Origin of the sequence: Winogradskya humida (assembly GCF_016862215.1) — a bacterium.
GTDB classification, from domain to species: Bacteria; Actinomycetota; Actinomycetes; order Mycobacteriales; family Micromonosporaceae; genus Actinoplanes; species Actinoplanes humidus.
The window spans coordinates 25,602-40,179 of sequence record NZ_BOMN01000107.1 but is presented as its reverse complement, the minus strand read 5'-3'; the positions used below and the strand labels follow the sequence as shown (position 1 = coordinate 40,179).

Here is a 14,578-nt window from a genome sequence, read left to right as displayed (position 1 = left end):
CGCCTGCGGCCCCGGCCCCCGCGCCTGCGGCCCCGGCTCCCGCGCCTGCGGCCCCGGCTCCCGCGCCTGCGGCCCCGGCTCCCGCGCCTGCGGCACCGGCTCCCGCGCCTGCGGCACCGGCTCCCGCGCCTGCGGCACCGGCTCCCGCGCCTGCGGCACCGGCCCCCGCGCCTGCGGCCCGCGGTGATGGCTCCCTGCATGCGGCGTGCGGTTTTTTGCATCGGCCGTGGCACGCAGTGTGCGGCGACGGCTCCCGGTGTGCGGTGTGCGGTGTGCCGCTTTCTGCAATGGCGTTCGGTCCGTGGCGAGCGGCTTGCGGCGCCGGCTGCCTGCGCGATGATCACGGTATACGGATCCGTGAGACCGAGGCGTTTCTGATGTCGATGCTTGATGACGCAGGCGTGGATACGTTCAGGGTGACTGCGGCTGCGGTCCGGACGACTGTCGAAGTGTTCCGGGTGTTCGCTGTGTTGCCCGTTGATGGGACGGCGCCGTCCGAGGAGGACGGTGAAGGGGTGCTGGCCCAGTTCGGGGAGGGTGAGCGGGGGTTCTCGGCGGACCTCACGCGGCAGTTCATCGAGGCCGGGGGTGGGGACGCGCGGATGTGGCAGCTGAGTTGTGGCTTCTGCTGGGCTCCCGGCGCGTGGGCCGAGATGGTGCCGGCGGGTTACCTCTGGTCGTTCGGGAGGGACTTCGATGAGTTCTTCGCTGACGCCATGGCCCTGCCCGGGTGGGCCTGGGCGCTCGAGGGCCGGGAAACGCCCCGGGAACTCACGATCGCGCTCACCGAGGTCTGAGCCCGGGGGCATGAGCGCAGGGGTCTGAGATGTAGGGGTCTGAGATGTAGGGGTCTGAGATGTAGGGGTCTGAGATGTAGGGGGTTGTGCTCAAAGGGCTGAGCCCAGAGTCCGCCTTCAAAGGGCTTCGCCCAGGGCCCGCTCCTAGGAGGTCGGAGCTTGAGGGCTGCGCTCAGAGGGTTGAGCTCGAGGGCTGCGCTCAGGGGGTTGAGCCCAGGGCCCGCGTTCAGGGGTTGAGCTCGAGGGCTGCGCTCAGGGGGTTGAGCCCAGGGCTCGCGTTCAGGAGGTTGAGCTCGAGGGCTGCACTCAGGGGGTTGAGCACAGGGCCCGCGGTCAGGGGGTTGAGCTCGAGGGCTGCACTCAGGGGGCTGAGATCAAGCGCCGGCCACGCCGAGGGTGAAGCCGGGGCGTTTGCCGAGTTGGAGTTCGGCGGCTGCGGCGTTGCGGCGGAGGCGGGTGGCCTGGTCCTGGAGGGCTTTGGCGCCGGGTTCGCTGAGGCGGTAGTAGCGGCGGAGGCGGCCTTCGATGGCTTCTTCTCGGTCGACCTCGATCATGCCCTGCTCGGCCAGGCGGTCGAGGGCGCCGTAGAGGGTGCCGGGGCGGAGGTTGACGTCGCCGGCGGAGAGGGTGGTGACGGATTGGATGACGCCGTAGCCGTGGAGGGGTTGGGCTGCTAGGGCGGTGAGGATGAGGAAGGTCGGTTCTTGCATGGGGCCGATATTAAGTCCGGCACCATATAACGTCAACCGTAGTATGTGAGCCAAATGGCGGACCTGGGGTTAGAGCTGCGACATGACGGGCATCACCTGCTCAGGCCGTACGTGAGGGCCTGTGGTGACGATTCGATGTGTAGTGCCCCTGGAGGGATCCCCGATTATGAAGCTCCGGCACGAAGACGACAAAGATGGCGCTCACGCTGCCGGAGCACGGGATGCCGGCGGTAAGGGCCACGACATCGATGCGACGGCGACCACGCGGACCGGTGAGGACAAGGACTACAACCTTGACGCGCCGGACCCGAAGGCCGGCCCGGACAGCCCTGCCCAGCTGCACGGTAAGGGCATTTTCGCGGCGCTGAAGCGGACGTTCAAGCAGTTTTCCGAGGACAACATCTCGGACTGGGCGGCGGCGCTGACCTATTACGGCGTGCTGTCGATCTTCCCCGGCGCACTGGTGCTGGTCTCCATCCTTGGCCTGCTGAGCAAGGACGGGAAGGAGACCGTCACCGAGACTCTGAACCAGGTTGCCCCGGATCAGATCAAGGACCTGGTCAACCAGGTGGTCGGTCAGGTGTCGGACTCGGGGACGGCGAGCTTCGCCGCGATCTTCGGTCTGGTGCTGGCGTTCTGGTCGGCGTCGGGATACATCGCCGCGTTCATGCGGGCGTCCAATGCGATCTACGACGTGCCCGAGGGCCGGCCGATCTGGAAGACGCTCCCGATCCGGGTCGGTGTCACTGCGATCGTCGGCGTGATGCTGATTCTCTCCGCGGTGATCGTGGTCTTCACCGGCAGCCTGGCCGAGGCCGTGGGTGACACGATCGGGCTCGGGTCGGCGGCCGTGACCACCTGGAACATCGCCAAGTGGCCGGTGCTGATCATCCTGGTGAGCCTGATGTTCGCGATTCTCTACTGGGCGTCGCCGAACGCCAAGACCGGTGGCTTCCGCTGGATCAGCCCGGGCGGGATCTTCGCCGTGCTGCTCTGGGTCGTGGCGTCCGGTGGGTTCGCGCTCTACCTGGCGTACTTCGCCAACTACAACAAGACGTACGGCACGCTCGGTGGTGTCATCGCGTTCCTGGTCTGGCTCTGGATCACGAACATGGCGATCATGCTGGGCGCCGAGCTCGACGCCGAGCTGGAGCGCGGCCGGGCGATCGCCGCTGGTCACGACCCTGACGACGAGCCGTTCCTGCAGCTGCGCGACGACCGCAAGCTCAAGAAGGGCAGCGAGCAGGGGTTGAGTACGAACTAGCAGCAGAACGAAAGCGGCGGGCGACCACACAGGTCGCCCGCCGCAACCATGTCAGACCTCGACGGGCGCCAGCTCCGGAAGGACAGCAGGCGTGGCCGCGGGAGGTGCGACCCGCTTGGCGGCGGGAACCAGCAGCGCCACCAGGAAGGCGGCGGCCCCGGCAGCCGCGAGGAGCAGGAACGCGATCGTGTAGCCGCTCTCGGCGGGCAGTCCGGCGGCGGAGGCGGGCAGTCCGGCGGCGGAGCCGGGCAGTCCGGTGGCGGCGGCCGGGTGGCTGGTGATGACGGCGCTGACGACGGCTGTGCCGATGGACGCTCCGACCGTACGGATATTGGTGTTCATGCCGCTCGCCGTGCCGGTCTGGTGCGGCGGCACCGCCTGGACGATCAGGTTGATCAGCGATGAGTAGACCAGGCCGAGCCCGATCCCGAAGACCGCGCCGCCCACCGCGACCGCCCATTTCTCGTCGTGCCGCAGCGCGAACGCCAGGCAGGCGAGGGTGCCCAGGCCGGCGCCGATGAGCAGCTGTGCCTTGCTGCCGGCCCACCGCGAGAGCGGTCCGCTGAGCGAGCCGAAGACGGCCATGGCGACCAGCATCGGCAGCATGAGCAGCCCGGCGCCGGTGATGTCCTCGCCGAATCCGTAGCCGGTGGAAGCCGGCACCTGCATGAGCTGCGGCAGGAAGGCGAAGACGCCGAACATCGCGGCGCCGAAGAGCAGGGCGACCAGGTTGGTGGTCCAGACCGCGGGCAGCCGCATCATGCGCATGTCGATCAACGGGTTGGCCGACCGCAGCTCAGCGACGAACCATCCGGCAAAGAGCACAAGCGCGACAACAAACAGTCCGACGGTACGCCCGGAGCCCCATCCCCACGCGGTCGCTTTACTGAGTGGGAGCAGAAGAGCGACGAGCCACCCCGAGAGCAGTGCCGCCGACAGCCAGTTGACCTTGCCGGGGGTGCGCACGGGTGAGGCGGGGACGACGCGCCAGGCGAGCACCCCGACGAGGACGACCACGATCATCGGGATCCAGAACAGCCAGCGCCAGTCCAGCGCGCCGACGATCGGGCCGGCGAGCACGATGCCGAGGCCGCTGCCGCTGGCGATGACGGCGGCCAGCACCCCGACCGCGGAGGCGACCCGGGCGGGCGGGAACTCGTCGCGGATGATGCCGAACGAGACGGGGAAGACGGCGCCGCCGAGGCCCTGGATGATCCGGGCGACGATGAGCACGCCGATGTTAGGGGCGATCGCGGCGAGCAGGCAGCCGACGGCGATCGCGGCGAGCGCGACCAGCAGCGTGCGGTCCTTGCCGAGCATGTCGCTGATCCGGCCCATCAGCGGGGTCGCGACCGAGGCGGAGAGTAACCACGCGGTGAGCACCCAGGTCACGGTCCCGGCGCTCGTGTGCAGGTCCTGCTGGATCGTCGGCAGCACCGGCGTCACCAGCGACTGCATCAGTGAGAAGGCGGCCGCGGCGGCCGCGAGCACCGCAAACGTGATCCGCGGCGAGCTCTGATAAAGTCGAGGCATGCCTCCACCTTAGCGGAGGTATGCCTCCGGTTCGCAATGCCGGGAGATGTGAGGAGGGTTACCATGACCGAAATGCCGGTGACCGTACGCCGCCCGCAGCGCGCCGACGCCCGCCGCAACTTCGACGCGCTCCTCGCCGCGGCCCGTGACGCGTTCGCCGAGGGCGGCACCGAGGCCTCGCTCGAGGACATCGCCAAGCGCGCCGGGGTCGGCATCGGTACCCTCTACCGCAACTTCCCGACGCGCAAGGATCTCTTCGAGAGCGTCTACGTCGAGGAGATCAACCAGCTCAGCAAGGTCGCCGCCGAGGTGACGGATCTGCCGCCGTGGGACGCGCTGACCACCTGGCTGAAGCGCTTCGTCGACTACGTGGGGACCAAGCGGGCCATCATCGAGGCGCTCAACCGCGAGTCCGACATGTTCAGAGCCTGCCGCGCCACGATGTACGAGGCCGGCGAACCGCTGCTGCTCCGCGCCCAGCAGGCCGGGGAGGTCCGCGCCGACGCCGCCTTCGACGACGTCCTGCGCCTGGTCTCCGGTCTCACCTCGGCGGCGTTCGTCGACGTCGAGCAGCGTGACCGCGTGCTGATGTTCGCATTGGACGGTCTGCGCACGAAGCGATAAACCACTTTTGACTGTGGTGACAAAAGTTTCCTGGGATCAACGAGAAGCTATGGACTACTGCGGCGGAAGGGCCCTAGTGTGACGGCTGTGACACCGCCTGGTTTCGGCGGTGTGAACGGCCGGAGGTGCCCGTGCACAATGTCGACGCCCCGCATCATCGCCTGCTGCGTCTGCTCCGCGACGAAGGCCCGATCTCGCGGGCGGAGCTCGGCGACCGTCTCGATCTGACCCGGCCGCGGCTGCTCGCCGAGGTCGAAAGGCTCGTCGCCGGGGGCTACATCGCGGAGGCCGGTATGGCCGCGTCCCGTGGCGGGCGGCGGTCCACACTGGTCGAATTGCACCCGCGGCTGCGCTTCGCCGCGGTCGACCTGGGTGCGAGCTCCATCGACATCGAGGTCACCAACGGGCGCCTCGAGCCCGTGGCGGCGTACCGCGAGAGCACTGACATCCGGTCCGGGCCGAAAGCGATCCTGCACCGCGTCAGCGAGCTGCTGGAGAAGGCGCGCACCGACGGGGCGTACGACAAATTGGACGCCGTGGGAATCGGCGTGCCCGGCCCCGTCAGTTTCCGCGACGGCGTGCCGGTCTCCCCGCCGATCATGCCCGGCTGGGACCGCTATCCGGTGCGTGAGCTGCTCACCCGCGAGTTCGGCTGCCCGGCCGTGGTCGACAACGACGTCAACATCATGGCGATCGGCGAGCGGCACGGCGGGGTCGCTCACTCGGTCGACGACTTCCTGTTCATCAAGATAGGTACGGGCATCGGCTGCGGCATCCACCTCGCCGGCGACGTCTACCGGGGCGTGGACGGCTGCGCCGGCGACATCGGGCACATCCAGGTCGACTCGCACGGTCCGATGTGCTCGTGCGGCAACGCAGGCTGCCTGGAGGCACTGTTCAGCGGCGCCGCACTGGCCCGCGACGCACTGGCCGCCGCCCGCGCCGGTGACTCCCCGGCGCTGGCCGACCGGCTCGCCACCCGCAAGGCCCTCACCGCCCGCGACGTGGCCGAGGGTGCCGCGGAGGGCGACGTCACCTGCATCCGGCTGATCCGCGACGGCGGCCGCCGGGTCGGCTCGGTGCTCGCCACGCTGGTCAGCTTCTCGAACCCGTCGATGATCGTCATCGGGGGTGGGCTCGCCCAGCTCGGCCACATCCTGCTCGCCGAGATCCGCTCGGTCGTCTACCGGCGATCCCTGCCGCTCGCGACCGGGAACCTGCCGGTGGTGCTCAGCGAGCTGGGCGCGCGGGCCGGCGTGACGGGCGCCGCGGTGCTGGCCAGCGACACGGCCTTCGAGCAGGCGTCATGACCTCCTCCCCGGCAGACGTCGTGCTCAAGCTCGAAGGTGTCGTCAAGACGTTCCCCGGTGTGCGCGCGCTGGACGGCGTGGAGCTGGAGGTCCGCGAGGGCGAGGTGCACTGCCTGCTCGGCCAGAACGGCGCCGGCAAGTCCACGCTGATCAAGGTGCTCGCCGGCGTGCACCACGCGGACGAGGGCAGCATCTCCTGGCAGGGGCAGCCGTTCGCGCCGGCCTCGCCCCAGGCCGCGATGCGCGCCGGGATCGCCACGATCTACCAGGAGCTCGACCTCGTCGATGACCTGTCGGTTGCCGAGAACGCCTTCCTCGGCCACGAACAGAGTCGCGCGGGGTTCCTGCGCCGGCGGACCACTTCCGCGCGTACCCGTGAAATCCTTGCCCGTCTCGGTCATGCCCAGATCCCGCCGCGCCGGCTGGTGCGCTCGTTGCCCGCGGCCGGCAAGCAGATCGTGAGCATGGCACGCGCGTTGTCGCACGACGCGCGGCTGATCGTCATGGACGAGCCGAGCGCCGTGCTCGCCCACGACGAGGTGGAGAACCTGTTCCGGATCATCCGGGAGCTGACGGCGCAGGGCATCGCGGTCATCTACATCTCGCACCGCCTGGAGGAGATCCGCGACATCGGCGACCGGGTCACCGTCCTCAAGGACGGCCGCACCACCGCGGCGAACCTGCCCGCCCGCGACACCCCGACCCGCGACCTGGTCAGCCGCATGACCGGCCGGACCATCGAGTACGTCTTCCCGCCCCGGACCCCCGGCGACGACCGGACCGGGGGCGAGCCGCTGCTGGAGGTCGAAGGCCTGACCCGCGAGGGAGAGTTCGCGGATGCCTCGCTGGCCGTTCGCGCAGGCGAGATCGTCGGCATCGCGGGACTGGTCGGCTCCGGACGTTCGGAACTGCTCGAGACCATCTTCGGCGCGCGCAAAGCGGACGCCGGAACGGTCAAGCTCGGCGGCAGAACGATCAGAAGCATCGGCGCGGCGGTCCGGCACGGCATGGGCATGGCGCCCGAGGAGCGCAAGAGCCAGGCGTTGCTGCTCGACGAGGCCATCTACCGCAACATGACCCTCTCTTCATTCTCCGGGTACGCCCGGAGCGGCTTCACCGACACCTCCAAGGAACGCGCCGCCGCCGCGAAAACCGCCGACCAGCTCGAACTGCGTCCCCGCGACGTGACCCGGCCGGTGCGCACCCTGTCCGGTGGCAACCAGCAGAAGGTCGTCGTCGGGCGCTGGCTGCTCGGCGGCACCAAACTGCTCCTGCTCGACGAGCCGACCCGCGGTGTCGACGTCGGCGCCCGCGCCGAGCTCTACCAGGTGATCCACGACCTCGCCGCCGGCGGTGTGGGCGTGCTGCTGGTCTCCAGCGAGGTTCCCGAGGTGCTCGGCCTGGCCGACCGGGTACTGGTCATGCGCGAGGGCCACCTGATCCACGAAGCACCCGCCGACGAGATCGACGAAGCCACGGTTCTGGACCTCGTGATGGCGGGGTCCCTCCTGGAAGGAGACCCGGCATGACCGACTGCACCGAGCTGCACTCAGCGTTGGCGGCCCGCGGCCGCGACAGTGAGGGCCACGAGGGCATGCCTGAGGGAGGCTCAGCGTGACTGATCAAAGGACGAAGACCGACGTTCCGGCTGATGCTCCCGCGCCGGTGTCCCTGACGAAGACGAGCTGGTGGAAGAGTGACGGGGCGGAGCCCGTACGGCGGAATCTGGGGTTGATCGGGGTTCTGATCGTCCTGGTGTTCATCGGGGCGGTGACGCGGCCGGAGCTCTACGGTGACGCGAGCTGGGTGACCAACAACGTCTGGACGATCCTGCAGCAGGCGTCCGCGATCGGCGTGGTGACCGTCGGGATGACGTTCGTGATCATCGGCGGCGGCATCGACCTGTCCGTCGGCGCGATCATCGCGGTGGCCGGGGTCTGGTCGACGACGCTGGCGACCCAGAGCTACGGCACTGCGGGCATGATCTTCACCGCGATCGTGGTGGGGGTCGTGGTCGGGCTCGTCAACGGCGTACTGATCTCCTACGGCAGGCTGGTGCCGTTCATCGCGACCCTGGCCATGATGGTCGCGGCGCGGGGCTTGGCCGCGCAGATCTCCGGCAAGCAGACGCAGGTCTCGGCGAACTCCACGATCAACGACATCGCGAGTACGAAGATCTTCGGCGTCCCGATGCTCGTCATCATGCTCGCCGTAGTCGTGGCCGGCGGCTGGGTGCTGCTCAACCGCACGACGTTCGGCCGGCGCACCGTGGCCGTCGGCGGCAACCCCGAGGCGGCCCGGCTCGCGGGCATCAACATCCGGCTGCACACCGTGCTGCTGTACGCGCTGTCCGGGCTGTGCTGCGGCATCGCGGCGATCATGCTCACCTCCCAGGCGACCAGCGCGCAGGCCGCCATGGCCAACCTCTACGAACTTGACGCGATCGCCGCGGCCATCATCGGCGGCACCCTGCTCAGCGGCGGACGCGGCACGATCATCGGCGCCCTCTTCGGGGTGCTCGTCTTCTCCACGATCACCAACCTGTTCGCCATCAACAACCTCTCCACCGAGGTGCAGAACATGGTCAAGGGCGCCATCATCGTCGCCGCCGTGCTCGTCCAACAGTTCCGGTACCGCTCACTTTCGCAGCTCTTCTCGCGTACCTAGATCCCGCACCGCTCCTTCCCTTTCGCACCCGCTGGTGGCCCTCGACGGTCGCCGGGTCAAACCTGGGAGAAAACCGATGAACGATCTGTCCCGTCGTCGCATCCTCTTCGGCAGCGCCGCCATCGGCGCCGGCGCCGTCCTCACCGCCTGCACCAGCAACAACGCGGGCGAGAACACCCAGATCAACACCAACAAGGACACCGAGGCGAACCCGAACGCCGCCCCGGGCGAGAAGGTCGTCATCGCGTTCTCCGCCCCCGCCGCCGACCACGGCTGGGTCGCCGCGATCACCAACAACGCCAAGGCGCAGGCCGCCGCGTACAGCGACGTGGAGTTCAAGAGCGTCGAGGCCGGCGCCGACGCGGCCGCCCAGCGCGCCGCCCTGTCCACCCTGATCTCGCAGAAGCCCAGCGTGATCGTGCTGCTCCCGCATGACGGCAAGGAACTCAACGCGGTCGGCCTCGAGGCGATGCGGGCCGGCATCCCGGTGGTCAACCTGGACCGGGCGTTCCCCGACCGCGGCGCGTACCGGCTGCAGATCAAGGGTGACAACTTCGGCATGGGCCTGGCCGCCGGCACGTACATCGGCGAGCAGCTGAAGGCAAAGAACATCAGCAACCCGATCATCGGCGAGATCCCCGGCATCGACTCGCTCGAACTCACCCAGCAACGCTCGGCAGGATTCAAAGAAGCCCTCGGGGTGTACGGGTTCAAGGTCGCCAACCGCCGCCCCGCGGAGTTCACCGCCGACACGGGCCAGCGCGCGGCCACCGAGCTCCTGCAGGCCCTGCCGAAGATCGACGCCCTGTGGAACCACGACGACGACCAGGGCATCGGCGTGCTCGCCGCGGCCAACCAGAGCAACCGCAAGGAATTCCTGATGGTCGGCGGGGCCGGCTCGAAGGCGGCGATCGACGCCATCGTGGCCGACAACACCGTGCTCAAGGCGACGGTCACCTACAGCCCGTCGATGGCGTCCTCGGCGATCTCGCTCGCCCGGCTCATCGGGCAGAAGAAGGGCCTGTCGGACCTGGTGGAACTCGAGGTCCCCAAGGAGATCACCCTCGCCTCCGAGACGATCACCAAGGAGAACGCGGCACAGTACGCGAAGCTCGGCTTCTAGAAGCTCACTCGGCTCTCTGAACGGAGTTCACAAGATGGGGCAGCTGCGGGTCGGCATGGTCGGTCACGCGTTCATGGGTGCCGCGCATTCACAGGCGTGGCGCACCGTCAACCACGCGTTCGACCTACCGCTGTCGGCGCGAATGTCGGTGGTGTGCGGCCGCGACGACCAGCGGGCGGCGGCTGCGGCCGCCAAGCTCGGCTGGGAGTCGCACGCCACCGACTGGCGCCAGGTCATCGCCCGCGACGACCTGGACCTGGTGGACATCTGCACACCCGGTGACACCCACGCGGAGATAGCCATAGCGGCGCTGGCGGCGGGAAAACACGTCCTCTGCGAGAAGCCGCTCGCCAACTCGGTCGCCGAGGCCCGGGAGATGGCCGCGGCCGCCGCCGTCGCCCAGACCCACGGGATCCAGGCGATGTGCGGGTTCAACTATCGCCGGGTCCCCGCGGTGGCCCTGATGAGACAGCTCGTGGCCACCGGGCGCATCGGGACGGTCCGCCACGTACGCGCGGTGTACCTGCAGGACTGGATCGTCGACCCGGAATTCCCCCTGGTCTGGCGGCTGCGCAAGGACGTCGCCGGCTCCGGGGCCCTGGGCGACATCGGCGCCCACATCGTCGACCTGACCCAGTTCGTCACGGGCAACCTCATCACCGCGGTCACGGCCCTGACCGAGACGTTCGTCCGCGAACGTCCTCTCCCGGCTCCGTTCCCGCCGGGCAACGGGTCCGCGGGTTCAGGGCAGGTCACCGTTGACGACGCCGCTCTCTTCCTGGCCCGGCTCGACGGGGGAGCGGTGGCGACGTACGAGGCCACCCGCTTCGCCACCGGCCGCAAGAACGGGCTGCGGGTCGAGCTGAACGGGTCGCTCGGCTCGGTCGCGTTCGACTTCGAGCGGATGAACGAGCTCGAGTTCTACGACGCGACCCGGCCCACCAGCGAACAGGGCTTCAACCGGATCCTGGTCACCGAGCCCGACCATCCCTACATGGCGGCGTGGTGGCCCGCCGGCCATCTGATCGGCTATGAGCACTCCTTCACCCACGAGATCCGCGACCTGATCGCCGCGATCGCCTCGAACAATGCCCCCGCACCGTCGTTCGCCGACGCACTCCAGGTCCAACTTGTCCTCGACGCGGTGGAACGCTCGGCCGCCACCTCCGCCTGGGTTCCGGTCGAACCCGAACTCGCCCCCGTCTGACAAACCGCACCCGCCCGCTGCTTCTGCCGCCCGCTGTCCGCTGTCCGCTGTCCGCTGTGAGGCGGCCCCAATTGACTTCTGCCGTCCGTCGCGAGGGCGGGTCCGGTTGCGCCCCGGCCCGTTGGAGCGGGCGGTGGAAAGGCTGCCCGGCTCCGGGCCACCCGGGTTCCGAACCGGAGCCGGTCAGCCTGTTCCGCCCTGCCCGACATGCGCCCAGCCTGCCGCTGCGAGCACGTTCGGGCACCCCGTGTTACCCCAGTGAGCGTTTGCTTCGTGCAAGTGCACGGCGCCCATTCGCACGTGCACGATTCCAGTGCGTGTCCGAGTGTGCAATTGGCGCACGGAGAACGCTCTCCGCGTATCTGTGAACGGGGGGTCGTCTGTCCACTCTGGGCCAGGTCACCGGGGGTGGGAGCATCTAACTACATAAATGTAGTTTGGCCCTGTCGATCATGTTCGGGGAGGTCAGGACGTCGCACGGCCAGTGTGGCCGCTGATCCGGTAGGCAGCCGAGGCTCGTATCCGAGGGCAGCCAACCCACGGATGGAGGCGTCATGGTTACCCGTCGTTCCGCCACGACGGCAGCGGTGACCCGCGGCCAACTGGTCCATACTGGACGCAGCACGAACCGATGCACGTGCATATGCCTTGGTTGCATATGCCTCGGTGACGCCCCGCTCCAGGAGGGATTCTGATGCGTTTGCGCCACCATCGCGGCCGGGTGGTCCATGTGAGTCATGGCACCGATCTCCGGCCCGCGCGAGATCTTACGGACGTCGTCGCTCAGCTCGACGCGTACGCGGATGATGTCCGGTCTCAGCTCGACGCGGACATCCTCGGGGTGAGCCTGTGGCTGCCACCCACCCTCGCCGCCGCCCTCGCCATCGACGGGCGCGCCCGCACCCGGCTGCGTGCCGAACTCGACGCCCGCGGGCTCGAGGTCGTCACGTTGAGCGGGCTGCCCTACGCCGAGGGCGGCGACGAGGGGTCCGGCATTCCCGACTGGAGCAGCCCCGCGCGGCTCGAATACACCCTCGACCTGGCCCGCATCCTCGTCGACCTGCTGCCCGACGACGCTGTCCGGGGAGCGGTGACGACGATCGGCCTGGGGCTGCGGGCAGGGTGGGACACCGCCAAGGAGAAGGCCTGCTCGCGGGTGCTCGGGCGGCTCTCCGGCGGGCTGGCCGAGGTCGCCTGGCAGACCGGGCGCGCGGTCCGGGTCGGGTTCCAGCCCGCACCCGGTTACGTGCTCGACGGGTCGGCCTCCGTCGCCGCCGCCTTCTCCCGGCTCGACAAGGACCGGCTCGGCGTCAGCCTCGACCTGGCCAACGTGGCGTGCACGTGGGAGGACCCGGTCGCGTATCTCGACCGTCTGCACGGAGCCGGCGTCCAGGTCATCCGGGCCACGGTCGCCGCTGCCCTCCAGGCCGCCCATCCCGGCGCCGCGATCGAAGCCCTTCAGGGGTACGTGGACAGCGCGCACCCGCACGCCGTCACCACTCCCGATGACGGCTACGTCGACGACCTCGCCGCCGCTCTGCGCGACATCCCGGCGGGTCCGTGGCGCGTGCAGTGCCACGTACCGTTGGACAGTGAACCACCCGCTCCGCTGACGGCGACGACGGAGATCTGGCGTACGGCAATCGCGCACCTGATGTCCGGTGCACTGCCCGGCACCGAATATCTGGACATCGAGTCGCAGGGAGCCCTGGAGCTCGGAGAGCTCGGATTGTCGCCCCCGGTCGACCTTCGCCTCCCTTGCTGACGCCCTGGGGTGCACCTAGAGTTTGATGTGGCACTGCCGGGACGGCGGGCCCGCCGGGAGGCGCAGACCCGGCACGGCCGCGACGTCCGTCCCTGGCATGCCATCGCCGGCTCCTCGCGCCGGCCCGGAACCCCTTCGTAGCCGTTTACGAACAGGGGAGATGACATGGCGCGACCCATCACGCTCTTCACCGGTCAGTGGGCCGACCTGCCGTTCGAGGAGGTCTGCCGGCTGGCGTCGGAGTGGGGCTACGACGGCCTGGAGATCGCCTGCTGGGGTGATCATTTCGAGGTCGACCGGGCGCTCGCCGAGGACGACTACGTCGACCGCAAACGAGCGGTGCTGGAGAAGCACAACCTCAAGGTCTACGCGATCTCCAACCACCTCGTCGGCCAGGCCGTCTGCGACCACCCCATCGACGAACGCCACCAGGACATCCTGCCGCCTGCCATCTGGGGCGACGGCGACCCGTCAGGGGTACGCCTCCGCGCGGCCGAACGCATGAAGGACACCGCCCGAGCCGCGGCCCGCCTCGGAGTGAAAACCGTGGTCGGCTTCACCGGCTCCTCGATCTGGCACACCGTGGCGATGTTCCCCCCGGTCCCGCCGGCGATGATCGAACGAGGGTACGAGGACTTCGCCACCCGCTGGAACCCGATCCTCGACGTCTTCGACGAGGTCGGCGTCCGCTTCGCCCACGAGGTGCACCCCAGCGAGATCGCCTACGACTACTGGACGACCCGCCGCACCCTCGACGCGATCGGCCACCGCCCGGCATTCGGCCTCAACTGGGACCCGTCCCACTTCGTCTGGCAGGACCTCGACCCGGTCAACTTCATCCTCGAATTCCAGGACCGGATCTACCACGTCGACTGCAAGGACGCGAAGGTCCGCACCGGCGACGGCCGCCGCGGCCGCCTCGCCTCCCACCTGCCCTGGGCCGACCTGCGCCGAGGCTGGGACTTCGTCTCCACCGGCCACGGCGACGTCCCCTGGGAAGACTGCTTCCGCGCCCTGAACGCCATCGGCTACCAGGGCCCGCTCTCGATCGAATGGGAGGACGCGGGCATGGATCGCCTGGTCGGAGCCCCGGAAGCCCTCGCCTTCGTCCGCAACCTGGCCTTCGACGCACCCACGGCGGCCTTCGACGCGGCGTTCTCCACCCGCGCCTGAAAATGCCGGTGGCCCGGTCCCTGGGAGGGGGCCGGGCCACGCAAGCGGCGAATACTTCTACCTCAGTAGGCGCTGCCAGTGCTGTTGTTGGCGCTGCTCGTCGTCAGGTTGGTCGTGGTGTCACCGGACGACGACGTGGTGCTGGCGGAGTGCAGCTTCTCACCGAGCTTGGACTGGTTGAGCTTGTCCTTACCCTCGGTGTACAGCTTGTTGGCCTGCGCCTGGGCTACGCCGGCGGCCTCCTGGACCGTCGGGTGCTCCCACACCTTTTTCGCGTTGGCCGAGATCTCCTCGTACTTCTCCCGGCCGGCACGGCTGCCCAGGACGAAGCCCGCAGCGAGACCCGTGATGAACATGAGCTTTCCGCGCATGGCGGCTCCTTCCGTTCGTGACGCGCGTGCGTCT

14 protein-coding genes are annotated in these 14,578 nt (G+C 69.1%); 11 read left to right on the top strand and 3 right to left on the bottom strand.

Features of this window, described 5'->3' with window-relative positions; translation table 11 throughout:
* On the top strand, positions 1 to 187 hold a 187-nt coding region (locus Ahu01nite_RS36720; protein ID WP_438874855.1), incomplete at its 5' end, for a hypothetical protein.
* 271 nt (positions 188 to 458) lie between these two features.
* Positions 459 to 797 carry a hypothetical protein gene (locus Ahu01nite_RS36715; RefSeq protein WP_239159431.1) on the top strand — a complete coding sequence of 113 codons (339 nt, stop codon included), beginning with the start codon at positions 459 to 461 and terminating at the stop codon, positions 795 to 797.
* A 374-nt stretch (positions 798 to 1,171) separates the two neighbouring features.
* Here Ahu01nite_RS36715 and Ahu01nite_RS36710 read toward each other — a convergent pair whose 3' ends face one another.
* Positions 1,172 to 1,507 (bottom strand): PadR family transcriptional regulator, encoded by a 336-nt coding sequence (locus Ahu01nite_RS36710; protein WP_203841335.1) that lies wholly within the window; start codon positions 1,505 to 1,507, stop codon positions 1,172 to 1,174.
* A 166-nt stretch (positions 1,508 to 1,673) separates the two neighbouring features.
* Between Ahu01nite_RS36710 and Ahu01nite_RS36705 the strand changes: the two genes are divergently transcribed.
* On the top strand, positions 1,674 to 2,771 hold the full coding sequence (locus tag Ahu01nite_RS36705) for a YihY/virulence factor BrkB family protein (RefSeq protein ID WP_203841334.1): 1,098 nt from the start codon (positions 1,674 to 1,676) through the stop codon (positions 2,769 to 2,771).
* A gap of 51 nt (positions 2,772 to 2,822) precedes the next feature.
* On the opposite strand, the gene Ahu01nite_RS36700 is transcribed toward Ahu01nite_RS36705, so the two are convergent.
* Positions 2,823 to 4,304, bottom strand: a complete 1,482-nt coding sequence (locus Ahu01nite_RS36700) for an MFS transporter (protein ID WP_203841333.1) — start codon at positions 4,302 to 4,304, stop codon at positions 2,823 to 2,825.
* Between the two features lie 63 nt (positions 4,305 to 4,367).
* Here Ahu01nite_RS36700 and Ahu01nite_RS36695 point away from each other — a divergent pair, with 63 nt between their 5' ends.
* The 8 genes from Ahu01nite_RS36695 (at position 4,368) to Ahu01nite_RS36660 (ending at position 14,173) form a co-directional block, all read left to right on the top strand.
* On the top strand, positions 4,368 to 4,928 hold the full coding sequence (locus Ahu01nite_RS36695) for a TetR/AcrR family transcriptional regulator (protein WP_203841332.1): 561 nt from the start codon (positions 4,368 to 4,370) through the stop codon (positions 4,926 to 4,928).
* Between the two features lie 131 nt (positions 4,929 to 5,059).
* A complete protein-coding gene (locus Ahu01nite_RS36690) occupies positions 5,060 to 6,238 on the top strand; it encodes an ROK family transcriptional regulator (protein WP_203841331.1) in 1,179 nt (392 codons plus the stop codon).
* A complete protein-coding gene (locus Ahu01nite_RS36685; protein WP_203841330.1) occupies positions 6,235 to 7,767 on the top strand; it encodes a sugar ABC transporter ATP-binding protein in 1,533 nt (510 codons plus the stop codon). Before Ahu01nite_RS36690 ends, Ahu01nite_RS36685 begins: the two co-directional genes overlap by 4 nt.
* 136 nt (positions 7,768 to 7,903) lie before the next feature.
* Positions 7,904 to 8,905, top strand: coding sequence for an ABC transporter permease (locus Ahu01nite_RS36680; protein WP_239159435.1), 1,002 nt, complete (start codon positions 7,904 to 7,906; stop codon positions 8,903 to 8,905).
* Positions 8,906 to 8,981: 76 nt separating this feature from the next.
* The gene (locus Ahu01nite_RS36675; protein ID WP_203841328.1) at positions 8,982 to 10,028 is read left to right on the top strand and encodes a substrate-binding domain-containing protein; all 1,047 of its coding nucleotides are present in this window, start codon (positions 8,982 to 8,984) and stop codon (positions 10,026 to 10,028) included.
* Positions 10,029 to 10,062: 34 nt separating this feature from the next.
* Positions 10,063 to 11,235: a Gfo/Idh/MocA family protein gene (locus Ahu01nite_RS36670; RefSeq protein WP_203841327.1), complete on the top strand. Its 1,173-nt coding sequence runs from the start codon at positions 10,063 to 10,065 to the stop codon at positions 11,233 to 11,235.
* A gap of 694 nt (positions 11,236 to 11,929) precedes the next feature.
* Entirely contained in the window at positions 11,930 to 13,000 is a 1,071-nt protein-coding gene (locus tag Ahu01nite_RS36665) for a xylose isomerase (protein WP_203841326.1), read from the top strand.
* Between the two features lie 165 nt (positions 13,001 to 13,165).
* Positions 13,166 to 14,173 carry a sugar phosphate isomerase/epimerase family protein gene (locus Ahu01nite_RS36660; RefSeq protein ID WP_203841325.1) on the top strand — a complete coding sequence of 336 codons (1,008 nt, stop codon included), beginning with the start codon at positions 13,166 to 13,168 and terminating at the stop codon, positions 14,171 to 14,173.
* 62 nt (positions 14,174 to 14,235) lie between these two features.
* Here the strand turns inward: Ahu01nite_RS36660 and Ahu01nite_RS36655 are convergent, their stop codons facing one another.
* Positions 14,236 to 14,544: a hypothetical protein gene (locus tag Ahu01nite_RS36655; RefSeq protein WP_203841324.1), complete on the bottom strand. Its 309-nt coding sequence runs from the start codon at positions 14,542 to 14,544 to the stop codon at positions 14,236 to 14,238.
* Positions 14,545 to 14,578: the final 34 nt, after the last annotated feature.

Excerpts from the sequence above, each read along its gene's own strand:
- Ahu01nite_RS36710 (WP_203841335.1), bottom strand. The coding sequence starts at position 1,507 with ATGCAAGAACCGACCTTCCTCATCCTCACCGCCCTAGCAGCCCAACCC.
- Ahu01nite_RS36660 (WP_203841325.1), top strand. The coding sequence starts at position 13,166 with ATGGCGCGACCCATCACGCTCTTCACCGGTCAGTGGGCCGACCTGCCG.
- Ahu01nite_RS36700 (WP_203841333.1), bottom strand. The coding sequence starts at position 4,304 with ATGCCTCGACTTTATCAGAGCTCGCCGCGGATCACGTTTGCGGTGCTC.
- Ahu01nite_RS36705 (WP_203841334.1), top strand. The coding sequence starts at position 1,674 with ATGAAGCTCCGGCACGAAGACGACAAAGATGGCGCTCACGCTGCCGGA.
- Ahu01nite_RS36655 (WP_203841324.1), bottom strand. The coding sequence starts at position 14,544 with ATGCGCGGAAAGCTCATGTTCATCACGGGTCTCGCTGCGGGCTTCGTC.
- Ahu01nite_RS36685 (WP_203841330.1), top strand. The coding sequence starts at position 6,235 with ATGACCTCCTCCCCGGCAGACGTCGTGCTCAAGCTCGAAGGTGTCGTC.
- Ahu01nite_RS36670 (WP_203841327.1), top strand. The coding sequence starts at position 10,063 with ATGGGGCAGCTGCGGGTCGGCATGGTCGGTCACGCGTTCATGGGTGCC.
- Ahu01nite_RS36665 (WP_203841326.1), top strand. The coding sequence starts at position 11,930 with ATGCGTTTGCGCCACCATCGCGGCCGGGTGGTCCATGTGAGTCATGGC.
- Ahu01nite_RS36675 (WP_203841328.1), top strand. The coding sequence starts at position 8,982 with ATGAACGATCTGTCCCGTCGTCGCATCCTCTTCGGCAGCGCCGCCATC.
- Ahu01nite_RS36695 (WP_203841332.1), top strand. The coding sequence starts at position 4,368 with ATGACCGAAATGCCGGTGACCGTACGCCGCCCGCAGCGCGCCGACGCC.